Below are 19,144 nucleotides of genomic sequence, written 5' to 3'. Positions count from 1 at the left end.
GGGCTCAGTGGAAGCGGATGCCGAGCCCCGCGTGGTCGTTCTCGACGGCGAATCCGTCGCGGACGGTGACCGGCGACGGGTCGCGGAGGGCGCCCAGGTCGCCGAAGCCCGCATCCTCGACGTCCTCCACCATCGGCGCTGCGACACCCGGGGTCGCTCGGAGCGTGCGCGCGATCTGCGTCGAGAGCTCGGGCAGGAGATGGGGATGGAGGGCGGCGCCGTGCTCGGCGGCGATCGCCGCGATGCCGAGGAACGGGGTGATCCCGCCGACGCGGACGATGTTGGGCTGGACGATCTGCGCCGCGCCCGCCCGCAGGTATTCGTCGAACCGGTGGACGCTGTGCAGATTCTCGCCGACGGCGATCGGGATTCCGCTCGAATCCGCGAGCCGGCGCGCGAGCTCGGTATGCCCCCACAGGTCCTCGGCTCGCAGCGGCTCCTCGATCCACGCGGGGGAGACCTCCGCGAGGACCTCGAGGGCGGCGGTGGCTTGGTCGAGCTCCCACCGCTGGTTCGCGTCGATCATGAGCGCACGGTCGTGGCCGATCACCGCGCGGACCGCGCGCAGGCGGTCGAGGTCTTCGGCGACGTCGGGTTTCCCGACCTTGACCTTCACCGCATCGAATCCGGCATCCGTCCACCGCTCGGCCTGGGCGACGAGCTCGTCGATCGAGTAGTGGAGGTTCACGCCGCTGCCGTACGCGCGGACCGTGTCGCGCTGCGGACCGAGCCACCCCGAGACGGAGGTGCCGTCGGCGCGGGCGGCGGCATCCCACAGGGCGAGGTCGAGACCGGCCAGCGCGATGGTGGTGAGTCCGCCGCCGCCCGCCTCGTGCAGGTGTCGCCACGTCGGGAGCCACCCCTCGCCCGGCTCGCCGGGACCGCCGACGGCGACCGGAGTGATGTCGTTGACGAGCAGGGCGTGCACCGCTTCGGCGCCGATCTGCGGGGTCCAGGAGAAGCCCCAGCCCTCCGCGCCGTCGCTGCGGACCGCGTGGGTCGCGACGATGCCGACCGAGGTGACATCCGGTCCCCACGGCCGTGCCAGCGGAACGCGCACCAGCCGCGCGTCGAGGGAGCGGAGGGTGATCACAGCAGTGCCCGTCCGGCGGCGAGGATGTCGACGAGGCGCGCCTCCTGCGCGGGGGTCGGGTCCACCAGCGGGGCCCGGACGGAGCCGACGGCCACGCCACCGAGGCGAAGGCCCGCCTTGATGAGCGAGACGCCGAATCCCGGTGTCTCGTCGCGGAGCGAGACGAGCGGGGCGTAGAAGCCGTCGAGGAGGGCGAGGCGCCGCGCCTCGTCGCCGTCGATGTAGGCGCGGTAGTACGCGTTCGCCACGTCGGGGATCATCGCGAACGCCGCCGAGGAGTAGAGCGGGATGCCGATGCCGCGGTACGCGGCCTGGGTGAGTTCCGCGGTGAGGAGTCCGTTGAAGAACGCGACGTCGTCGCGGCCGGCGGCGCGGACGGCGCGCACGATCTGCTGGGCGAGTCCGACGTCGCCGACGCCGTCCTTGAACCCGATGACCTTCGGGTTCCGCACGAGGGCGCGGACGCTGTCGACCGAGAACTGCGCCGTGCCGCGGTGGTAGACGATGACGGGGAGGTCGGTGGCGGCGGCGACGGCCTCGACGTACGCGACGAGTCCGGCCTGCGGGCCGCCCACGAGGTACGGCGGGAGGACGAGGAGGGCGTCCGCCCCGACATCCGCCGCCGCACGCGCGAGGCGGAGGGCGTGCGCGAGCGGGCCGCCGGTGCCCGCGATCACCGGGACGCGTCCGGCGACGGTCGCCGTCGCGACCTGCACGACGCGCGACGCTTCGCCCTCGGAGAGCGCGTGGAATTCGCCCGTCCCGCAGGCGGGGAACACCGCGCCGGGCGCGTGGGCGAGACCGGCGGCGACGTGCGCGGCGAGGACCTCCTCGTCGACGCGGTCGGCGGCGTCGAACGGGGTGACGGGGAAGAAGAGGATGCCGTCGAGGTTCATGCCGGCACGTCCTTTCGGGATGCGGGCGGGGAGGAGTCGGAGGCCGCGAGCTCGGTCCGCCAGGAACGCGTCGGGCGCCAGCCCAGCATCCGCTCCGCCTTCGCGGAGGAGAACGCCGGCATCGTGCCGGTGAGCTCGGCCGCGAGCGCGTCCGAGCCGGGGAGGAATCGCGGAAGGAGCTCGGCGAGCGGGGTACGGGCGAGCGCGTCGTCGGCGCCGACGAAGAACACCTCGGCGGGCGGTAGATCGCCCATCGCGGGGAGGAGCGCCTCGAGGAAACCGGTCACGTCGCGCGCATCGACGTAGTTGAACAGAGCCGGCGCCGAGAGGGCGGGGTCGTCGAGGCGTTCACCGACGGTGTTGCCCTGCTGGGTGGGCGCGCCCTCCCATTCCTCGGGCGCGATGACGTAGCAGGGACGGAAGGCGGCGAAGCGGATGTCGGGCGACACCTCGCGCGCGAGCATCGCAATCGTCTGCTCGGCGACGAGCTTCGACAGCGCGTACGCGTTCCACGGGCGCGGCGGTGTGGTCTCGTCGAGGGGGAGACGCTCGGGCAGCCAGCCGTTCGGGGCGCCGTAGCCGAGCACGGTGGGGCTCGAGGCGGTGACGACGCGACGGATGCCGGCCCGTGCCGCCCCGCCGAGGACGTTGAGGGCGAGGGTGGTGTTGGTGCGGAGGATGACGTCCTCGGGGGCGCTGAAGGGCACCGCGATCGCCGCGAGATGGATGACGGCGTCCGCGCGCGCCGCGGCGAGGGCGTGCCGTGCGGCATCCGCGTCGGTGAGGTCCACCGCGATGGGGGTGACCGCGCCGCCGGCGGACGCCGCGGCATCGGGGTGGGCACGGTCGAGGCTCACGACCTCGTGCCCGGCGGCGGCGAGACCCGCCACGACCGTGCGGCCGAGGCGACCGGAGCCACCCGTGACGACGATGCGGCTCACGGCGACGGGTGCCTGGCGTTCGCGCTCGCGTGTGTCTCGGCGAGGAGACGGATGCCGAGCTCGGCGACGCGCACCGCCTGGCCCGTCTCGAGGGAGCGGTTGCCGGCGATCCCGACGGCGATGGAGCGCACGCCGTCGCGCCAGTCCGCCGGGCGGCCGAGCGGATCGTCCCCCGGGCCCTCGAAGACGTCGGCGAGGAGCAGACGGTCGCCGCCGCCGTGGCCGCCGCCGGCGTCGGGGATCACGACCTCGCGCGGGGCCTCCCAGTGCCGCTGCACGAGGAGGCGCTCGCCCTCCGCGCGGAGCGATCCGGAGGGTCCGGCATCCGTGGCGCTCGGATCGAGCACCGGGTGCAGGCCCTCGTCGGGCAGCACCGCGCCGCGTTCGACGACCTCGAGCTCGGCGCGACCCGCGGTGCCGTTCACCGCGACGCGGTAGCCCTCCCAGGGGGCATGCGCGTTGAGTGAGTAGCTGAGCGTCGCGCCGGAGGCGTAGTCGACGACGAGGGCGAGGTTGTCCTCGATCGTGATGCCCTCGGAGAACACGTCGCGATCGCGGCGGTAGCCGTCGTGCGCGGCGGCATCCCCGTACAGCGCGCCGAGCACCGCGTCCTGGCGGAGGTCGAGACCGAACAGGTCGCGGTCGCGCGCGCCCGCGTCGTCCCCTCGGGCCGCGGCGTTCTCGGCGCCGTAGAAGCGGAGGCCGCCCGAGGCGAACACGCGGCGCGGCTCGGAGCGGATCCACCAGTTGACCAGGTCGAAGTGGTGACTGGCCTTGTGTACGAGCAGCCCGCCGGAGTGCTCCTTCTCGCGGTGCCAGCGGCGGAAGTAGTCGGCGCCGTGCTTGGTGTCGAGCATCCACGAGAAGTCGACCGAGGTCACACGGCCGATGTCGCCGCGCTGGATGAGCTCCCGGAGCGCGGAGTTCCGCGGCGAGTAGCGGTAGTTGAACGTGGCGACGACCTCGCGGCCGGTGCGGTCGATCGCGTCCTCGATGGCGGCGGCGCTCGGGGCGTCGATCGTGAGGGGCTTCTCGACGACCGCGTCGGCGCCGGCATCCAGCGATCGCACGATGAGCGGGGCGTGCAGGTCGTCGCGCGCGCAGATGATCACGCGGTCCACGCTCTCGGCGCGGATCATCTGCTCGAGGTCGTCGGGGCCGTAGACGGCGGGGGCTGCCCCCGTCGCCGTCCGGACGCGGTCGGCGTGGTACGCGGCGCGGACGGGGTTCGGCTCGCAGATCGCCACGAGTTCGGCCGTCTCGGCGTAGGGACCCGTCAGGGCGTCGACATACATGTGCGCGCGGTGGCCCGCACCGATGAGGGCGTAGCGACGACGGGGCATCTCTCTCCTTCAGGAAACGTTTTCTCAGAGTAGCAGGAGATGTGGGAAAGCGCTCGCCCGATCGTGTGATGGATGCCGTGCGGCGGATGCCGCTCAGGCGGGCGGCGGACCGGATGTGGCGCGCACGGCGGCCTCCGGGACCAGCGTCAGCGAGGGTGGGGGAGCCTCGCCCGCGAGGAGCGCGCTCATGCGCGCCCAGGCCTCCCGCCCGAGGTCTTCGGCCGGGACGGCGGCGGTCGTGAGGGCGGGCGTGGTGAAGCGGGCGAACGGGATGTCGTCGAATCCCACGATCGACAGGTCGTCCGGGACGCGGCATCCGCGGCGGCGGACCGCGTCGAGGAGGCCGATGGCGACGAGGTCGTTGAACGCGAGCGCGGCCGTGGCGCCCGAGGCGAGCACGGCGTCCGCGGCGGCGGCCCCGGCATCCGCGTCCACGCCGCAGGGGAGGCGGTGCAGGTCGATGTCGGGGTGCGCGGCGGCGAAGGCGTCGAGCGCCGCCGCGCGCTGTGCGCTGGAGGCGCTGCCCGGGGCCCCGGAGAGGTGGACCATGCGGCGGTGTCCGAGCCGTCGGAGGTCGTCGAGCTGCGCGCGGAGGGCGGCGCCGTAGTCGGCGCGGACGCTCGGAACGTCGCCCGAGGTGCGATTGACGAGAACGAGCGGCGCGAGCGTCGCCGCGAGGGTGTCGAGGTCGGGCTGCGGCATCCGCGGGGCGCAGAGGATCACGCCGTCGGTGCGGCGCCGCGTCGTGGTGGCGAGGGTCCGCTCGGCATCGACGGATTCGGCCGAGTCGGAGACGAGCACGTGGAAGTCGTCCGCGGCGGCGGCCCGGCCGAGGCCCCGCAGGATCGTCTGGAACGTCGGGTTCGCGAGATCCGGCACGACGACGGCGATCGTCTGCGTCCGGCCCGAGACGAGGCTCCGCGCCAACGGGTTGGCGGTGTAGTCCAGCTCGGCGGCGGCCGCGCGGACGCGTTCGGCGAGCGCCGGATCGACCGTCGGGTTGCCGTTCAGCGCGCGCGAGACGGTCGACAGGGAGACGCCGGCGCGCGCGGCGACGTCGGCGATCGTGACGACGGCGGGGCGGCGGGCCATCAGGTGCGCGGCGGCGTGCTCCCGCGCACGATCACCTCGAGGGGGAGTGGCTGCGGGTCGGGCGCCCACTCCGTGTCGACGGCGGCGTGCAGGGCGCGATAGCCGAGGTCCTCCAGCGGTACGCGCACCGTCGTCAGCCCCGGACGGATGTCGCGGCCGGTGGAGATGTCGTCGAAACCCGCGACGGCGATGTCGGCGCCCACGCGGCGTCCGGCATCCCGCACCGCCGACATGATGCCGATCGCCACCACGTCGCTGATGCCGAAGACGAGGGTGCCCGGTTCCAGTCCGCGCTCGAGGAGCGCGCGGGCGGTGTCGTAGCCGGCGTCGCGGGTGAATCCGCCGCGCACGACCTCCTGGATCTCACCGCCGGCTCCGGTGAAGCCGGCGGTGAAGCCCGCGACGCGATCGTCGGACGTCCGGATGCCGATCCCCGCGGCGACGATGACCGCGCGCGCGTAGCCCAGCGCCGCGAGCTGCGCGCCGAGCGCCGTCGCCCCGCCGACGTTGTCGACCGACACGGCGCGTCCGGGGCCGTCGGGTCCGAGCGAGACGATCTGCCCGCCGCCGGCCGCGAAGGCGGCGAGCTCGGCATCCAGTCCCACGGAGTCCGGTCCGTCGGTGCGGGAGGCGGCGAGGATGAGTCCCCGCGGACGCTGGCCGCGGAGGGCCCGCACCAACCGCGTCTCGCGCTGGGCATCACGCTCGGTGATGGCGATCGTGACGACGAGGCCCGCTTCGTCGGCGCCGCGGGCGACGCCGGAGGCCAGCTGGCCGAAGTAGGGGTCGGCGATGTCGGCGACGAGAAGGGCGACGATGGCGGACGTGCCGCGCGCGGTCGCCTGCGCGGAGAGGTTCGCGGTGTAGCCGAGCTTCTCGGCGGCCGCCTCGACGCGCTCGCGGTAGCTCTCGGCGACCTTGCGGGTCGATCCGTTCAGGACGCGCGACGCGGTCGCCAGGGACACTCCGGCCTCGCGCGCCACGTCGTGCAGGGTGGCAGCGCTCCGGGAAGGCGCGGTGATCTCGCTCACGGGCCCGAGTCTAGAGCGCCGCCCCCGCGGATGCCCGGCGTCAGGAAACGCTTACCTCCCGCGTGTCGCCCGCCCCTCGTCGCGCCGTCTCGTTGGATGGCGCCTTCGTGCGGGTGTGCGCCACCTCGACCCGCGCGAAGGCGCCACTGAACGGGGTGCGTCAGACGGGGTGGGCGAGGATACGCGCGTTCTGCGCGCGCTGCCAGGCGCGCAGCTCCCACATCGGATGGTGCGGCGCGGCGTTCGAGCACAGCACCACGCCCCATACGCCGTACTCCAGCGCCGTGTCGATCCCGTGCTCGGCGAGGGCGCGACCGGTGGGGCCCTCTTCGAACGTGCCGTGGAGCGGGGTGTAGCCGACCCATCCCTCGCCGACGAGCGCGGGGATCCGCTGCGCGCGGGCCCAGTCCGCGATCGCGATGACGCGCGACTCGATCTCCCGCCGCATCACCTCGAGGTACGGGCCCTCGCGCTCTCGCAACCACCCGTCCCAGGCATCCGGGTCCACCCAGTCGTACCCGTAGATCATCTGATCCGTGACGACGGTCGCGCGGTACTTCCACTCCGCCGCCCGACCGTACGCCGCGACCGTGGGCGCGTCGGGTCGCAGCAGCGCGCGCAACGCGGCATTGGGGAAGCCCGCGCTCCCCTCCGAGCGGATGTCGATCCTCTTCTGCAGCGCGTCCAGCACGCCGTAGCTGTAGACGTGGAACTGCGCGGCGCCGATGCCCTCGGGCACGCGGTGCATCGCGAGGTGCGGCGGCTTGCCGTAGCTCGCGGTGACGAGGAGATCCGGATGCCGGGACAGCAGCCACGACACCTGCTCGACGCCGCCGTCGGCCAGGGCGGGCAGGATCGAGAAGTCGATCTCGTTGTGGAGCTCGACCAGCGCGATGCGCTCGCGGTGACCCTCCGCGGTGAGGAACGCGATCATTCGGTCCCACGCGGCGGCGAGCACCCGGTAGCGCTCGGCGAGGGGGACGGCGTCGATCGCGTCGAACCACGCCGGCGACGCGGCGAACGCGGGGGACTGCTGGTACTCCCAGCTCGCGAGGATGACGACCAGGCCATGCCGCTCGCACGCGGCGAACAGGGCGAGCAGGTGCGCGCGGAGGTCGAGAGTGTACCCGCCCGGGGCGTCGTACCATCGGGTGCGCTGGCCGTAGAACCCGCCGCCGGGCGCTGCGCCGAGTCCCTCGATCGCGAGGGCGCGGGCGTGGGCGTCGAGGCCGAGGTCGCCGAACAGCAGCAGCGGCGCGGCGCAGATCCGGAGCGCGTTGTAGCCGAGGGCGGCGGCGTCCGCCACCGCCGCGTCGAGGTCGGCGTAGACGTCGCCGCTCCCGGCGCGGGTGTACCAGGAGAAGTCCCACAGGGTGATCGTCAGACGCTCGGGGAGGTGCGCGGGCACGGTGCCGGTGAGGCCCTCGCGGATCTCGGGGACGGTGCCGGAGCCCAGGTAGCGGTCGCTCATGCGGGTGTCCTTTCGGCGCTGGCGGCATCCGTGAGCGCGCGTCCCGCGGCGGCGCCTGCGCGCAGGCGCTCGGCCGTCGCTGCGCGGGCGGCGGCCGTGTCGACGTCGAACACGACGAGTTCGGGGAGGGACGTGGCGAAGTAGTCGACATCGTCGCGCGCGCGATCGAGTTCGTCGGCCCGCGCGTCGAGGGCGTCCCACACGGCGCGGGCGCGGTCGTGCTCGCCGAGGCGGGTGTGGGCGATCCCCGCCCACACCTCCGCCTCACCCAGGGTGCGCTCGGCGACGGCGTACGGCGTCGGCGAGCACGCGGCCGTCCACGCGCCCCGCGCCGCGGTGCGGTCGCCGGCCGCGGCATGGGCATCGCCCAGGAGGACGAGGCGCTCGGTCGGACGCTCGGCCGGATGCCGGCCCTCGCCGAGGTGCGGAGGTGCGACGATCCCCTCCTCGAGCAGCGCGAGCGCGGCATCCGTCTCGTCCGCATCGAGAAGGCGCCGCGCCAGGACGCACGCCGCGCGGTCGTACGCGGCGATGACCCGGCCCTCGCCCCCTTCGAAGGGACGGAAGGTGCGCGTCGTGAGGATCTCCCAGGCATCGTCGACGCGATCGGCGTCGAGCAGGAGGGTCACGTGGGCGAGGGCGAGGTCGTCCCGGGTCGCCAGCACGTCGGGGTGGGCCTCGAGCCGGGCGAGGCGTTCGGCGGACGTGCGCCCCGCGATCGCGGCGAGGAGGTCGCGCTCGAACAGGAGCCGGCCGTCGGGGCGGAGGGCGATCGCCGCGGCGAACGCCCGATCGGCGTCGTCGAGGGCGCCGCCCGTGCGCACGATCGCGAGCGCGCGGTTGCGCCATGCGACAGGATCGTCGAGTCCGGCATCCGTCGCCGCGGTGAGGTCGGCGAGCGCGTCCGCGTCGCGTTCGGCATCCAGCAGCCACATCCCACGCAGCGCACGGGCGACGGTGCGTGCCCCCGAGGCGGAGGCGGATGCCGCGAGGGCGGTCAGGGCGTCGTACGCGTCGAGACCGGCGGGGAAGGCGAGGGTGAGCGAGGCCCGCGCCAGGGCCCCGCGCTCGGCCTCGGCGGTCGCGGTGTCGCCGGCGGCATCCGCCCAGGCGGCGCGGAGCACGTGCCCGAGCGGCGCGATGTTGCCGAATGCGGCGGGGGCATGCGCCGTGGCGGCGGGGTCGCCTTCCGTCGCCGCGAGGGCTTCGGCGAACGCGCCCGCGCGGGCGAACTCGCACGCGACGTCGATCAGCGCCCGCGGGTCGACGGCCGGGTCCGGCAGAGCGACGGATGCCGGGAGCCCGAGTGTGCGGGCGAGGATCGCGTTGCCGGCATCCAGCGGATCCTCCTCGATGAGCCGCCCCGCGTGGGCCGCGGCGTCGGTCGCTCGGCCCCCGCGGACCAGCGCGAGCGCGACCAGCCGGCGTGCCTCGGGGATGTCGCCCGCGCCGGCGGCCAGCCGCCGCGCGTCGGCGTCGCGTCCGCTCCGCAGGGCGAGGCGTGCGCGCGCGAGGTTGGCCGGAGCGGTCCACGCGGCGTTCCAGGCGGCGCGGGCGAACCGCCGCTCCGCGGTGTCGAGGTCGCCCCGGCGCTCGGCGACGAGACCGGCGAGGTACAGCGACTCGCCGTCGCGCGGGTTGAGGTTGCGCCGGCTCTGGCGGGACAGAGCCGTCTCCAGGAGCACCTCCGCCGCGTCGTACTCGCCCCGGCGGAGGTGCCAGGAGGCGAGCGCCGTCGCGGCGCGCGCGTCCCCGGCATCGCGCGCGAGCACCTCGCGCAGGTAGGGCACGGCATCCCGCGTCGGATGCCGGTACTGCTCGAGGTGCGTGGCCGTCACAAGCAGTTCGTCGATTGACGCGATCTCGTCGGGCTGCGGCGGGGCCGCCGCCACCCACGGTTCGTCGGTGGGCAGGGGGCGCGCGCGCCACTCGACCAGACCCTCGGAGGTGACGGCATCCTGCACCGTCACGCGCGTGATCTCCCCGGGGAGGTCGTCGAAGCGGTGCCGGAGCGGCGCGGCGGGGCCGACGGCGGCGGCGTGCGTGCGGGCGTTCCCGTCGCGGTCGTGGACCGACACCACGACGGACCGGGTGCGGGTGGCGAGGACCCCGACGTATCCGTCGCCGGTGACCGACACCGCGGCATCCGTCGTCGCCTGGCGGGCCGGACCGATGATGTGGATCGGGTACCAGAACTGGCTGAATCGCTTCGTCTCGCCCGGCATCAGCCACGCGAAATCGGGCTGGTTGTCGGTGTAGACCCCCGCCATCAGCTCGACGTAGGGGCCGTCGTCGTCGGTGAGCTGCGCGTCCCACGCGCGCCCGATCTCGCCTGTGCCCCACGTCCACTGCTTCTTGCCGGGTGAGAGCGCCGGGTCGGCCCAGTGCACGAACCCGGCGTCGGCGGCGTGGTCGTAGCCGCCGAAGAACGCGTCGTCGGTGTCGGTGATCATGTAGGACGTCGGCACGGGGATGTTGCTGTAGACGTCGATGCGGTCGGCGCCCGGGGTGGCGGCGGCGAGCGCGGGGTAGTCGACGCCGTAGTAGGGCCGGTCGGCGCGCGGGAAGGCCGTGACCGCGCGTCGGGCGTGGTCGGCGACGAAGGCGACATCGTCGGGGAAGAACGACTGGTACCGCTCGTGCGCGCGCGCCGCGACGTTCGCCCACCACAGGAAGGTCTGGATGGTATCGGTGCGATTGTGGAGGGTGACCTCCGCCTCGATGAGCGATGAACCCGGACGCAGGCGGATGCCGTGCGTGCCGCGCATCCGCTGGAGCGGGTCGAGGTCGCTGTGCCACACCACGACCGCGCCGTCGGACTCGCGCTCGATCCGCGTGTCGACCGGGAGGAAGGTTGCCGGGCGGTGGTGCTGCGGCCAGTTGAACTCCACGCCGCCCGAGATCCAGGGCCCCCCGAGGCCCACCAGGGCGGGCTTGACGACGTTGTTGCGGTAGAAGAAGTCGTACCCGGCGATCTTGTCGTAGCCGATGTGGATGCGCCCGCCGAGCTCGGGCAGCAGCACCAGCCGGACATAGGCGTTCTCGAGGTGGATCGCCCGCCACGACCGCGGCCGCTTGTCGTGCGCGACCTGGTCGATCATCGGCATCGGATACACCCGCCCGCTCGACCCCTGGTACACGCGGCGATCGAGGAACAGCGGGTAGGGGTCGGGGGCGCCGGCCTCGTACGTGTCGATCTCGAGCGGCTCGCTCCAGCAGGCGACGCCGCCGGCGTCGAGAATCGCCTGCTGATCTGTGGGTGCGGCGGGGAGCTCGATGCGGCTCGGGGCATCGTCGTCGGGAGTCACGGGTCGACTGTACGGAGACGTCGCCCGCGGGACCATGGGTGATCGCGTGCGAGGCCTGGACGATCCGCTGATTCCTACCGGGGCTCCGGAGGGTGTGGACGCGTTGTCGTCGCGTGGGAGGATGCCGCCATGGAACGCGCCGACGGCTTCGACCATCAGCGGCTCGTCGTCGTGCCGCGGCCGCTCGTCGATGCGGCGCTCGCGCGCGGGGTGACGCGGCGGATCCTCGTGACGGACGCGGGGTACTTCCCGCGAGCGGATCAGCACGGCCGGCACCGTGAGACGGGCGCGGCCGAGACGATCGTCATCGTGTGCGTCGGGGGCGCGGGGTGGCTCGAGGTCGGAGGATCCCGTGTGCGGGTCGGACCGGGCGGCGCGATCGTCCTCCCCGCCGGGACTCCTCATGCCTACGGGGCAGGGGAGGGCGACCCCTGGACGATCTGGTGGGCGCACGTTCGGGGGAGCGATGTCTCCGAGCTGGTCGAGGCCTGCGGCATCCGTCCCGATACGCCCCTGCTGTCTCTGCGGGCGCTCGATCGCATCACCGCGCTCCTGGACGAGATCGTCTCGTCGCTCGAACGCGATATGACACCCGCCCGCCTCGTTGCGACGAGCGGGATGGCGTGGCGGCTGATGACCCAACTCGCCGTCGATCGCCTGCTGCCCGAGGACGGCACGCCCGTCGAGCGTGCGATGAGGTACCTGCAGGAGCGGGTCGACGGGCACGTGCAGGTCGGCGAGCTCGCCGCGCTTGTGGGGGTGTCGCCGTCGCACCTCGCCGCGCTGTTCCGACAGGCGACCGGCGGGGGCGTCGTCGCCCATCATCTGTCGTTGAAGATGGCGCGCGCACGGCGCCTTCTCGACACGACCGACCTGACCGTCGCCGAGATCGCGCGACAGGTCGGCGTGGACGACGCGTTCTACTTCTCGCGCCAGTTCCGCAAGATCCACGGCACGAGTCCGACCGCCTATCGCGCCCACCGCAAGGGCTGAGCTCCTTCCGGTTCGCTTGTCGCGTCTTGCGGGTCGCGCCGCGTCCGGACCCGCAGGACGCGACAAGTGAACGAGGTGCATCCGGTGAGCGCGAGCGGATGCCGGGGTGCAGTGTGGTGATCAGCCCTTCGTCGCCCCGGCCGTGAGGTCGGCCCGCCAGAAGCGCTGGAGGGCGATCATGAGAGCCACGAGCAGGATGGCTGACACAGCGGACCCGGTGACGACGAGCTGGTAGAACATCGGATCGCGTTGCGTCTGCGAGTTCCACAGGGTCAGCCCCAGGGTCACCGGGAACGTCCGCGTGTCGTTGAGCATCACCAGCGGCAGGAGGTAGTTGTTCCAGATGGTCACGAACTGGAACAGGAAGATCGTCACCATCGCCGGCGCCATCATGCGGGTCGCGATCGTCGCGAAGATCCGCAGATCGCCGGCGCCATCCAACCGCGCAGCCTCCACCACTTCGTCAGGAACACTTGCGTTCGCATGGATGCGCGCGAGGTACACCCCGAACGGGCTTACCATGCTCGGCAACAGCACCGCCCAGTACGTGCCGGTGAGCCCGACGGTGTTGAGAAGGAAGTACAGCGGCAGGGCGATCACCGTCGCGGGCACCAGGACCCCGCCGAGAATGGTCGAGAAGAGCGCCTCGCGTCCTCGGAATGAGAACTTGGCGATCGCATAGCCGCACGCGGCCGACAAGACCATGGCGACGAACGCGCCGACACCGGAGTAGAGGATGCTGTTCAGGATCCACCGGACGAAGGCCCCGTTCTCCTGGGAGAAGAGGGTCGTGAGGTTCTGCCATGCCTGCGGTGAATCCGAGAACCACAGACCGAAGGTGGCGAACAGATCGCCGGGCGACTTCGTCGCGGCGATGAGGACCCACACGAGCGGCAGCGCGAAGTAGATGCCCGCGACCGCGAGCACGATGGTCACGGCCGTCGTTCCGACCGGGTCCGAGGCGGGCCTGCGGGTGCGGGTCACCATGCGCGGTTCCCCTTTCGGTTCACAATGCGAAGGAAGCCGAATGAGAACACGAAGCCCAATGCGGCGACGATGACGGCCATGGCGGCGGCGAGGTTGGGGTTGCCTTGCGCGAAGGCCTGGTTGTACGCGGCGAGGTTCGGCGTGAACGTCGAGCTGATGGCCGTGGTCAGCGGCTGCAGAACGAGGGGCTCGACGAAGAGCTGCAGCGTCCCGATGATCGTGAAGACGGTGACGAGGATGATCGATGGTCGAACGAGCGGCAGCTTGATGTGCCACACGGTCGACCATGCAGACGCGCCGTCCATCCGGGCTGCTTCGTACAACTCGGAGGGGATGGCGTGCAGAGCCGCCATCAGGATGACCATGTTGTAACCGGCGAACCCCCAGAGAGCGATGTTGGCGATCGCGAAGAGGACGTTTCCTGACGCCAGGGGATTGATGTCGACTCCCACTGATGACAGCACCTGGAGGATCGGGCTTGTCGCAGGGATGTAGAGGAATCCCCAGAGGAGAGTGGCGACGACGCCGGGCACGCCGTAGGGCGCGAAATACAACACACGGAAGAAGCGGGGGGCGAGGGCCTTGCCCGAGTCCAGGAGGAGGGCCAATCCGAGAGCCGTCACCACCATCATCGGCACGAGGATCACCGAGAAGAGCACGAGACGCCCCATGCTCGCCACGAAGTCGCTGTTCGACAGCGCTCGGACGTAGTTCTCCAGGAAGACGAACGTCGTCTCGGGGGCGCCGAAGCCAAGACCGCTCGAACGGGTGGTGAACAGACTCTGCACGACGGCGTAGATGATCGGTGCCACGAAGAACAGCGCGAACATCACGACGAACGGGAGGACGAGCACCCACATCGCCGCAGACCGGCGGCGGCGTCGATGGGTGCGAGGTGGCGGAAGCTGCGCGGCGTCCGGCGCAGCGACGGATGATTCGATCACGAGTGTGCTTTCGGGCCGGAGGTTCGGGGAGGAGCCTCGGATGCCTCCTCCCCGAACCGCAGAGATCAGTCGACGGCGATGCCGCGCTCTTCGAGGGCCGCCACCATGTCGGCCTGTGTCTCGACGAAGGCGTCGGCGATCGGTGTGCCCGCATCCACCGCCGCGGACACGTTGTCGCTCAACGATGCGAAAAGGGTCGAGGAGAGGGGCGGCCACGTCCACGACGTGTCGACCGCGGCGTCCGACGCCGCGAAGACATCCCAGATGTCCTGTCCGCCGTAGAACGCGAACACCTCGGGGTCGTCCTGGAGGACCGAGATCTCGCTGGTGTCGGCGATCGCCGGCCATCCTGCACCGATGTTGGTGAGGATGTTCACGCTCTCCGGATCGGAGTTCAGCCACAGCGCGAACTCGGCCGCCGCCTCGGGGTTGTCCGAGCCCCGGAGTACGGCGCTCGCCGAGCCTCCGGCCCACGTGGCCGAGACATCCTCGCCGGCCTCCCATTGCGGTATCCCGCCGACGGCCCAGCTGCCCGCCGTGTCGGGGGCGGTGCCGCGCACGATGGCGTCGGCCCACGAACCGGAGATCCAGGACACGATGTTCCCGTTCTGGATGTCGGCATTCCACTCGCTCGACATGTCGGCGACGATCTTGACAAGGTCCTCGTCGATCAGGCGCTGCCAGAACTCCGCGACCTGCAGAGTCTCTTCCCCGTCGATGTCGACAGTCCAGGCGTCGTTCTCGGCGGTGAACCAGTTGGCCCCGCCCTGCTGCGACAGTCCGATCAGCCATGGGGCCTGATTGAACGCGAATGCCGCGATGTAGCGGTCCGGATCGGATGCCCGGATGACCTTCGCGGCTTCGTAGTAGTCCTCCCACGTCTCCGGATGCTCGAGACCGAGCGAATCGAAGATGTCCTTCCGGTAGAACTGCCCGAGGGGACCGGATGCCTGCGGCACGGCGTACACGCCGTCACCGAAGGCGCCGGTCTGCCACTGCCACGGCACGAACAGATTCTCGGAGTCGTTGACGTAGGGCGAGATGTCCTCGAGTGCGTCGTTGATGAGGAAGTCGGGAATGGCGTCATATCCGAGCTGGACGACGTCCGCCGGGTTGCCCGCCTGGACGGCAGCGAGCATCGTCGCATACCCGCCGTCGGGACCGGCGGTGATCGTCTCGAGCGTGACTTCGATGTCGTCCTGCGAGGCGTTGAAGGCATCGACCGCGCGGTCGATGTTGGGAACCCAGGACTGGAACGTGATCTGCGCGGGCTCCCCGTTGTCACTCGTCCCACCCTCATCGCCGGTGCTCGTGCAACCCGAGAGGACGAGCGCGGCGGACAATCCTGCGGCGCCGAGAAGGCCTGCTGTGCCCCGGCGCCTCCGTGTGATCGTGGACATTCTTGCTCCCTTGCAATGCGGTGTGAGCCATCCCTCTCTTGGATGATTCCCGTCGAGGCTAGAGGGCTGCCGTCGCCGGAAACATGGGGAATGCACGGGCATGCCTGGACGATCCGATGGTCCGAGCCTCGCCGATTAGGTACCCGGTGCGCGTGAGGTTCGGGTCGCATCCGTCGGGGTCGCCGCACCCATTCAATGGCGCCGTCGCGCGGGTGTCGCCCGCGCGGACCCGCGCGAAGGCGCCACTGAACACCCCCCCCGAACCCAAGCGGGGTCAGGGGGTGCGGAGGTGCGGGGCGACGGCGGAGGAGAAGGATGCCGCGGTCTCGCGCGCGATGGTCGCGGCGGACCGCGACCAGATGTCGGCGTTGAAGATCTCGACCTCGATGTCGCGGTCGTAGCCGGTGTCCTCGACCGCGCGCGTGAGCGATGCGAAGTCGATGACGCCGTCGCCGGGGTAGTGGCGGCTCAGGAGCACGTCCGCGGGCAGCGGCGTCTTCCAGTCGCACACCTGGTACGTCGCGATCCGGCCCTCGCGGCCGGCCCGGGCGATCTGCGGGAGGACCTCCGGATCCCACCAGATGTGGAACGTGTCGACCGTGACGCCGACGACCGCCGGCTCGAAGTCCGCGGCGATGTCGAGCGCCTGACCGAGGGTCGACACGACGCATCGGTCCGAGGCGTACATCGGGTGGAGCGGCTCGATCGCGAGCTGCACCCCGGCATCCGCCGCGTACGGTGCGAGCTCGCCGATCGCATCGCGCACCCGGGAGCGTGCGCCGAGCAGGTCGCGCGAGCCGTCCGGCAGCGCTCCGGCGACGAGTACCAGCACGGCGACGGAGCCCTCGGCCCCCGCGGCGGCGAGCGCCGCGGCCTCCTCGATCGCTCGGCGGTTGTCGTCGATCGCGGCACGGCGCGCAGGGCCCTCGGGCATCGTGAAGAAGCCCGAGCGGCAGTGGGTCGACACCCGCAGCCCCGAGTCGGCGACCATCGACGCGGCGACGTCGAGCCCGACCTCCTGCACCGGCTCGCGCCACAGCCCGATCGCCGGCACCCCGGCATCCGTCGTCGCCTGGAGGGCCTCGGCGAGGGAGGCGTGCTTGACCGTCCCCTGATTGATCGACAGCCGCGACGTCGCGGCCGTGACCGCAGACCCGCCGGCGACGGATGCCGCGCTCACACGCCGACCCCGTTCACGCGCAGCATCCCATGCCAGCGGTCGGCCGCGAGCTCGGGGTCCTCCAGGGCGCCGCACGCGGCGGCCAGCTCGATGATCCGGGAGAGGTGCGGAAGGCTCCGCGCCGAGTGGAGGCCCCCGACCATCTGGAAGGCGGTCTGGTGACCGTTCAGCCACGACAGGAACGCGACGCCGGTCTTGTAGTAGAAGGTCGGCGCGGCGAAGATCTGCCGGCTGAGCTCCTCGGTGGGTCCGAGGATGGCGAGGTACCGGTCGGGGTCGTCCGCGTCGAGCGCCTGGATCGCGGCGGATGCCGATGGGGCGAGCGCCGCGAACGCGCCGAGCAGCGCATCGGAGTGCTGGTGCCGCGCGTCCGCGTCACGGGGCGGCTGTGCGGCGCCCGGGGTCGAGGCCCCGCCGATGAGGCCGACGTAGTTGAAGTCGTCGCCGGTGAACATGCGCACGCCCTCGGGCAGGCGCTCGCGCACCCACACCTCGGACGCGGCATCCAGGAGGCTCATCTTCACCCCGGCGACCTTGTCGACGTTCTCCTCGATGATCTCGAGCAGGACGGCGGATGCCGCACGCCAGTCGCTGTCGCCGAAGTACCCCTCGAGGGTCGGGTCGAACGCGGTGCCGAGCCAGTGCAGGACGACGGGACCGGATGCCGCCTGCAGCACCTCGCGGTAGACGCGCCGGTAGTCGTCGGCCGATTCCGCGGCGCGCGCCAGGTGGCGCGACGCCATGAGGACGGGTCCCGCCCCCTGCTCCTCGGTGAACGCGAGCTGGGAGAGGAACGCGTCGGTCACCGCGCGGAGGGTGATCCGCTCGTCCTCGACGTGGTCGGTGTTGACCCCCACCACGACCCGGCCGCCGCTCTCGCGGGCGACCTCCGCCGAGCGCGCGATGAGCTCACGCGTCGCGGCGGCGTCGAGGCCCATGTTCCGCTGGGCGGTGTCCATCGCGTCGGCAACGCCGAGACCCCACTCGTACACGGACCGGCGGAAGTCGAGGGTGGCGTCCCAATCGATGTCGGCAGGACGCCCCGGGGTGTTGTCGCCCGTCACCCGCGGCACCACGTGGGCGGCGGCATACGCGACGCGCGAGCGGAGTGGCGCGGTCGGCCGGGTGTACGCCGGCGCGTCCGGCAGGGGGACGCGCGAGAGCGCGCCCTCGGGGGAGAGGAGGGTGAGGCCGCCCACGGGTCAGTCCAGGCTCAGCGCGGTCAGCTCGACCTTGCGGCCCTCGCGGCTCGAGCGGAGGCCCGCCTCGGCGAGCAGGACGCCGCGGGCGCCGGAGAGGAGATCGAACTCGTAGTCCGTGCCGAGGGCGTAGGAGAGGAGGAACTCCTCCCACTGCTGCTTGAACCCGTTCTGGAAGACGTCGTTGGTGGGCACCTCGGCCCAGTCGGCGTCGTAGTCGTGGTCGTCGGCGAGGTCGGGGTTCCACACCGGCTTCGGGGTGGCGTTGCGGTGCTGGATCTTCGCGCCGAAGAGACCCACGACGGCGGAACCGTGCGTCCCGTCGACGTGGAACTCCACGAGCTCGTCGCGGTTGACGCGCACGGTCCAGGAGGAGTTGATCTGCGCGACGATCGGCTCGCCCGCGGCGTTGCCGTCGATCTCGAAGATCCCGTATGCGGCGTCCTCCGCGGTGGCGGTGTAGTGCTCGCCGTTCTCGTCCCAGCGGTCGGCGATGTGCACGGATGCCTGGGCGTAGACGCTCTTGACCTCGCCGAAGAGGTTCTCCAGCACGTAGTTCCAGTGCGGGAACATGTCGACGATGATTCCGCCGCCGTCTTCGGCGCGGTAGTTCCAGCTCGGGCGCTGCGCGGGCTGCCAGTCGCCCTCGAACACCCAGTATCCGAACTCGCCGCGGACCGACAGGATGCGGCCGAAGAATCCGGAGTCGATGAGGCGCTTGAGCTTCTGCAGGCCGGGGAGGTAGAGCTTGTCGTGGACGACGCCGGTCTTCACGCCCGCGGCGGCGGCGAGCTTCGCCAGCTCCAGGGCCTCGTCGGCGGTCTCGGCGGTCGGCTTCTCGGTGTAGATCGTCTTGCCGGCGGCGATCGCCTTGCGAAGGGCCGACGAGCGGGCCTGGGTCACGAGGAAGTCGGCGTAGATCTCCCAGCGGGGGTCGGCGAGGGCGGCATCGAGGTCGGTGGTGTAGTCCTCGATGTCGTGGCGGGCGGCGAGCTCGGCGAGCTTCGCCGCACTGCGACCGACCAGGAGCGGCTTGACCGTCAGTCGCGTGCCGTCGGGAAGCAGGATGCCGCCGGCGTCGCGGATCGCGAGGATCGAGCGGACCAGGTGCTGGCGATACCCCATGCGGCCCGAGACGCCGTTCATGATGATGCCGACCTCGCGCACGGCGGGACGGTCGACGGATGCCGGGGTGACGGCGGGGGCGAGGGCGGTGTCGCTCACGGTGGCCTTCTTTCTGCGGGTGAATCCCGCCGAGGCGGGCGA

At 72.0% G+C, this 19,144-nt stretch carries 15 protein-coding genes; 1 reads left to right on the top strand and 14 read right to left on the bottom strand.

Going from position 1 to position 19,144, the window contains the following annotated elements:
- Nucleotides 1–4: 4 nt before the first annotated feature.
- The 8 genes from ABXJ56_RS04595 to ABXJ56_RS04560 form a co-directional block, all read right to left on the bottom strand.
- A complete protein-coding gene (locus ABXJ56_RS04595) occupies nt 5–1,093 on the bottom strand; it encodes a mandelate racemase/muconate lactonizing enzyme family protein (protein WP_353998541.1) in 1,089 nt (362 codons plus the stop codon).
- The gene (locus ABXJ56_RS04590; RefSeq protein ID WP_353998540.1) at nt 1,090–1,989 is read right to left on the bottom strand and encodes a 5-dehydro-4-deoxyglucarate dehydratase; all 900 of its coding nucleotides are present in this window, start codon (nt 1,987–1,989) and stop codon (nt 1,090–1,092) included. Before ABXJ56_RS04590 ends, ABXJ56_RS04595 begins: the two co-directional genes overlap by 4 nt.
- On the bottom strand, nt 1,986–2,930 hold the full coding sequence (locus ABXJ56_RS04585) for an NAD-dependent epimerase/dehydratase family protein (RefSeq protein WP_353998539.1): 945 nt from the start codon (nt 2,928–2,930) through the stop codon (nt 1,986–1,988). Before ABXJ56_RS04585 ends, ABXJ56_RS04590 begins: the two co-directional genes overlap by 4 nt.
- Entirely contained in the window at nt 2,927–4,273 is a 1,347-nt protein-coding gene (locus tag ABXJ56_RS04580; protein WP_353998538.1) for a Gfo/Idh/MocA family oxidoreductase, read from the bottom strand. The genes ABXJ56_RS04585 and ABXJ56_RS04580 overlap by 4 nt, the downstream gene beginning before the upstream one ends.
- A gap of 93 nt (nt 4,274–4,366) precedes the next feature.
- Entirely contained in the window at nt 4,367–5,365 is a 999-nt protein-coding gene (locus ABXJ56_RS04575; protein ID WP_353998537.1) for a LacI family DNA-binding transcriptional regulator, read from the bottom strand.
- On the bottom strand, nt 5,365–6,396 hold the full coding sequence (locus ABXJ56_RS04570; RefSeq protein WP_353998536.1) for a LacI family DNA-binding transcriptional regulator: 1,032 nt from the start codon (nt 6,394–6,396) through the stop codon (nt 5,365–5,367). Before ABXJ56_RS04570 ends, ABXJ56_RS04575 begins: the two co-directional genes overlap by 1 nt.
- Nucleotides 6,397–6,556: 160 nt before the next feature.
- A complete protein-coding gene (locus tag ABXJ56_RS04565; protein WP_353998535.1) occupies nt 6,557–7,867 on the bottom strand; it encodes a cellulase-like family protein in 1,311 nt (436 codons plus the stop codon).
- Nucleotides 7,864–11,175: a DUF5107 domain-containing protein gene (locus tag ABXJ56_RS04560; protein ID WP_353998534.1), complete on the bottom strand. Its 3,312-nt coding sequence runs from the start codon at nt 11,173–11,175 to the stop codon at nt 7,864–7,866. Before ABXJ56_RS04560 ends, ABXJ56_RS04565 begins: the two co-directional genes overlap by 4 nt.
- Before the next feature lie 129 nt (nt 11,176–11,304).
- Between ABXJ56_RS04560 and ABXJ56_RS04555 the strand changes: the two genes are divergently transcribed.
- Nucleotides 11,305–12,168: an AraC family transcriptional regulator gene (locus ABXJ56_RS04555; protein ID WP_353998533.1), complete on the top strand. Its 864-nt coding sequence runs from the start codon at nt 11,305–11,307 to the stop codon at nt 12,166–12,168.
- A 120-nt stretch (nt 12,169–12,288) separates the two neighbouring features.
- On the opposite strand, the gene ABXJ56_RS04550 is transcribed toward ABXJ56_RS04555, so the two are convergent.
- The 6 genes from ABXJ56_RS04550 to ABXJ56_RS04525 all read right to left on the bottom strand — a co-directional run bounded on the left by ABXJ56_RS04550 (nt 12,289) and on the right by ABXJ56_RS04525 (nt 19,102).
- Nucleotides 12,289–13,155 carry a carbohydrate ABC transporter permease gene (locus tag ABXJ56_RS04550; protein ID WP_353998532.1) on the bottom strand — a complete coding sequence of 289 codons (867 nt, stop codon included), beginning with the start codon at nt 13,153–13,155 and terminating at the stop codon, nt 12,289–12,291.
- Nucleotides 13,149–14,099, bottom strand: coding sequence for a carbohydrate ABC transporter permease (locus ABXJ56_RS04545; RefSeq protein WP_353998531.1), 951 nt, complete (start codon nt 14,097–14,099; stop codon nt 13,149–13,151). The genes ABXJ56_RS04550 and ABXJ56_RS04545 overlap by 7 nt, the downstream gene beginning before the upstream one ends.
- A gap of 65 nt (nt 14,100–14,164) precedes the next feature.
- Nucleotides 14,165–15,499: an ABC transporter substrate-binding protein gene (locus ABXJ56_RS04540; protein ID WP_353998530.1), complete on the bottom strand. Its 1,335-nt coding sequence runs from the start codon at nt 15,497–15,499 to the stop codon at nt 14,165–14,167.
- A gap of 274 nt (nt 15,500–15,773) precedes the next feature.
- On the bottom strand, nt 15,774–16,679 hold the full coding sequence (locus ABXJ56_RS04535; protein WP_353998529.1) for a sugar phosphate isomerase/epimerase family protein: 906 nt from the start codon (nt 16,677–16,679) through the stop codon (nt 15,774–15,776).
- Nucleotides 16,676–17,878 (bottom strand): DUF993 family protein, encoded by a 1,203-nt coding sequence (locus ABXJ56_RS04530; RefSeq protein WP_353998528.1) that lies wholly within the window; start codon nt 17,876–17,878, stop codon nt 16,676–16,678. Before ABXJ56_RS04530 ends, ABXJ56_RS04535 begins: the two co-directional genes overlap by 4 nt.
- A gap of 3 nt (nt 17,879–17,881) precedes the next feature.
- Nucleotides 17,882–19,102, bottom strand: coding sequence for a Gfo/Idh/MocA family protein (locus tag ABXJ56_RS04525; RefSeq protein WP_353998527.1), 1,221 nt, complete (start codon nt 19,100–19,102; stop codon nt 17,882–17,884).
- Nucleotides 19,103–19,144 lie beyond the last annotated feature (42 nt).

Origin of the sequence: Microbacterium aurantiacum (assembly GCF_040532595.1) — a bacterium.
Classification (GTDB): Bacteria; Actinomycetota; Actinomycetes; order Actinomycetales; family Microbacteriaceae; genus Microbacterium; species Microbacterium chocolatum_B.
The sequence above is the reverse complement of the archived record's forward strand: the minus strand, read 5'-3'. Positions and strand labels throughout refer to the sequence as shown.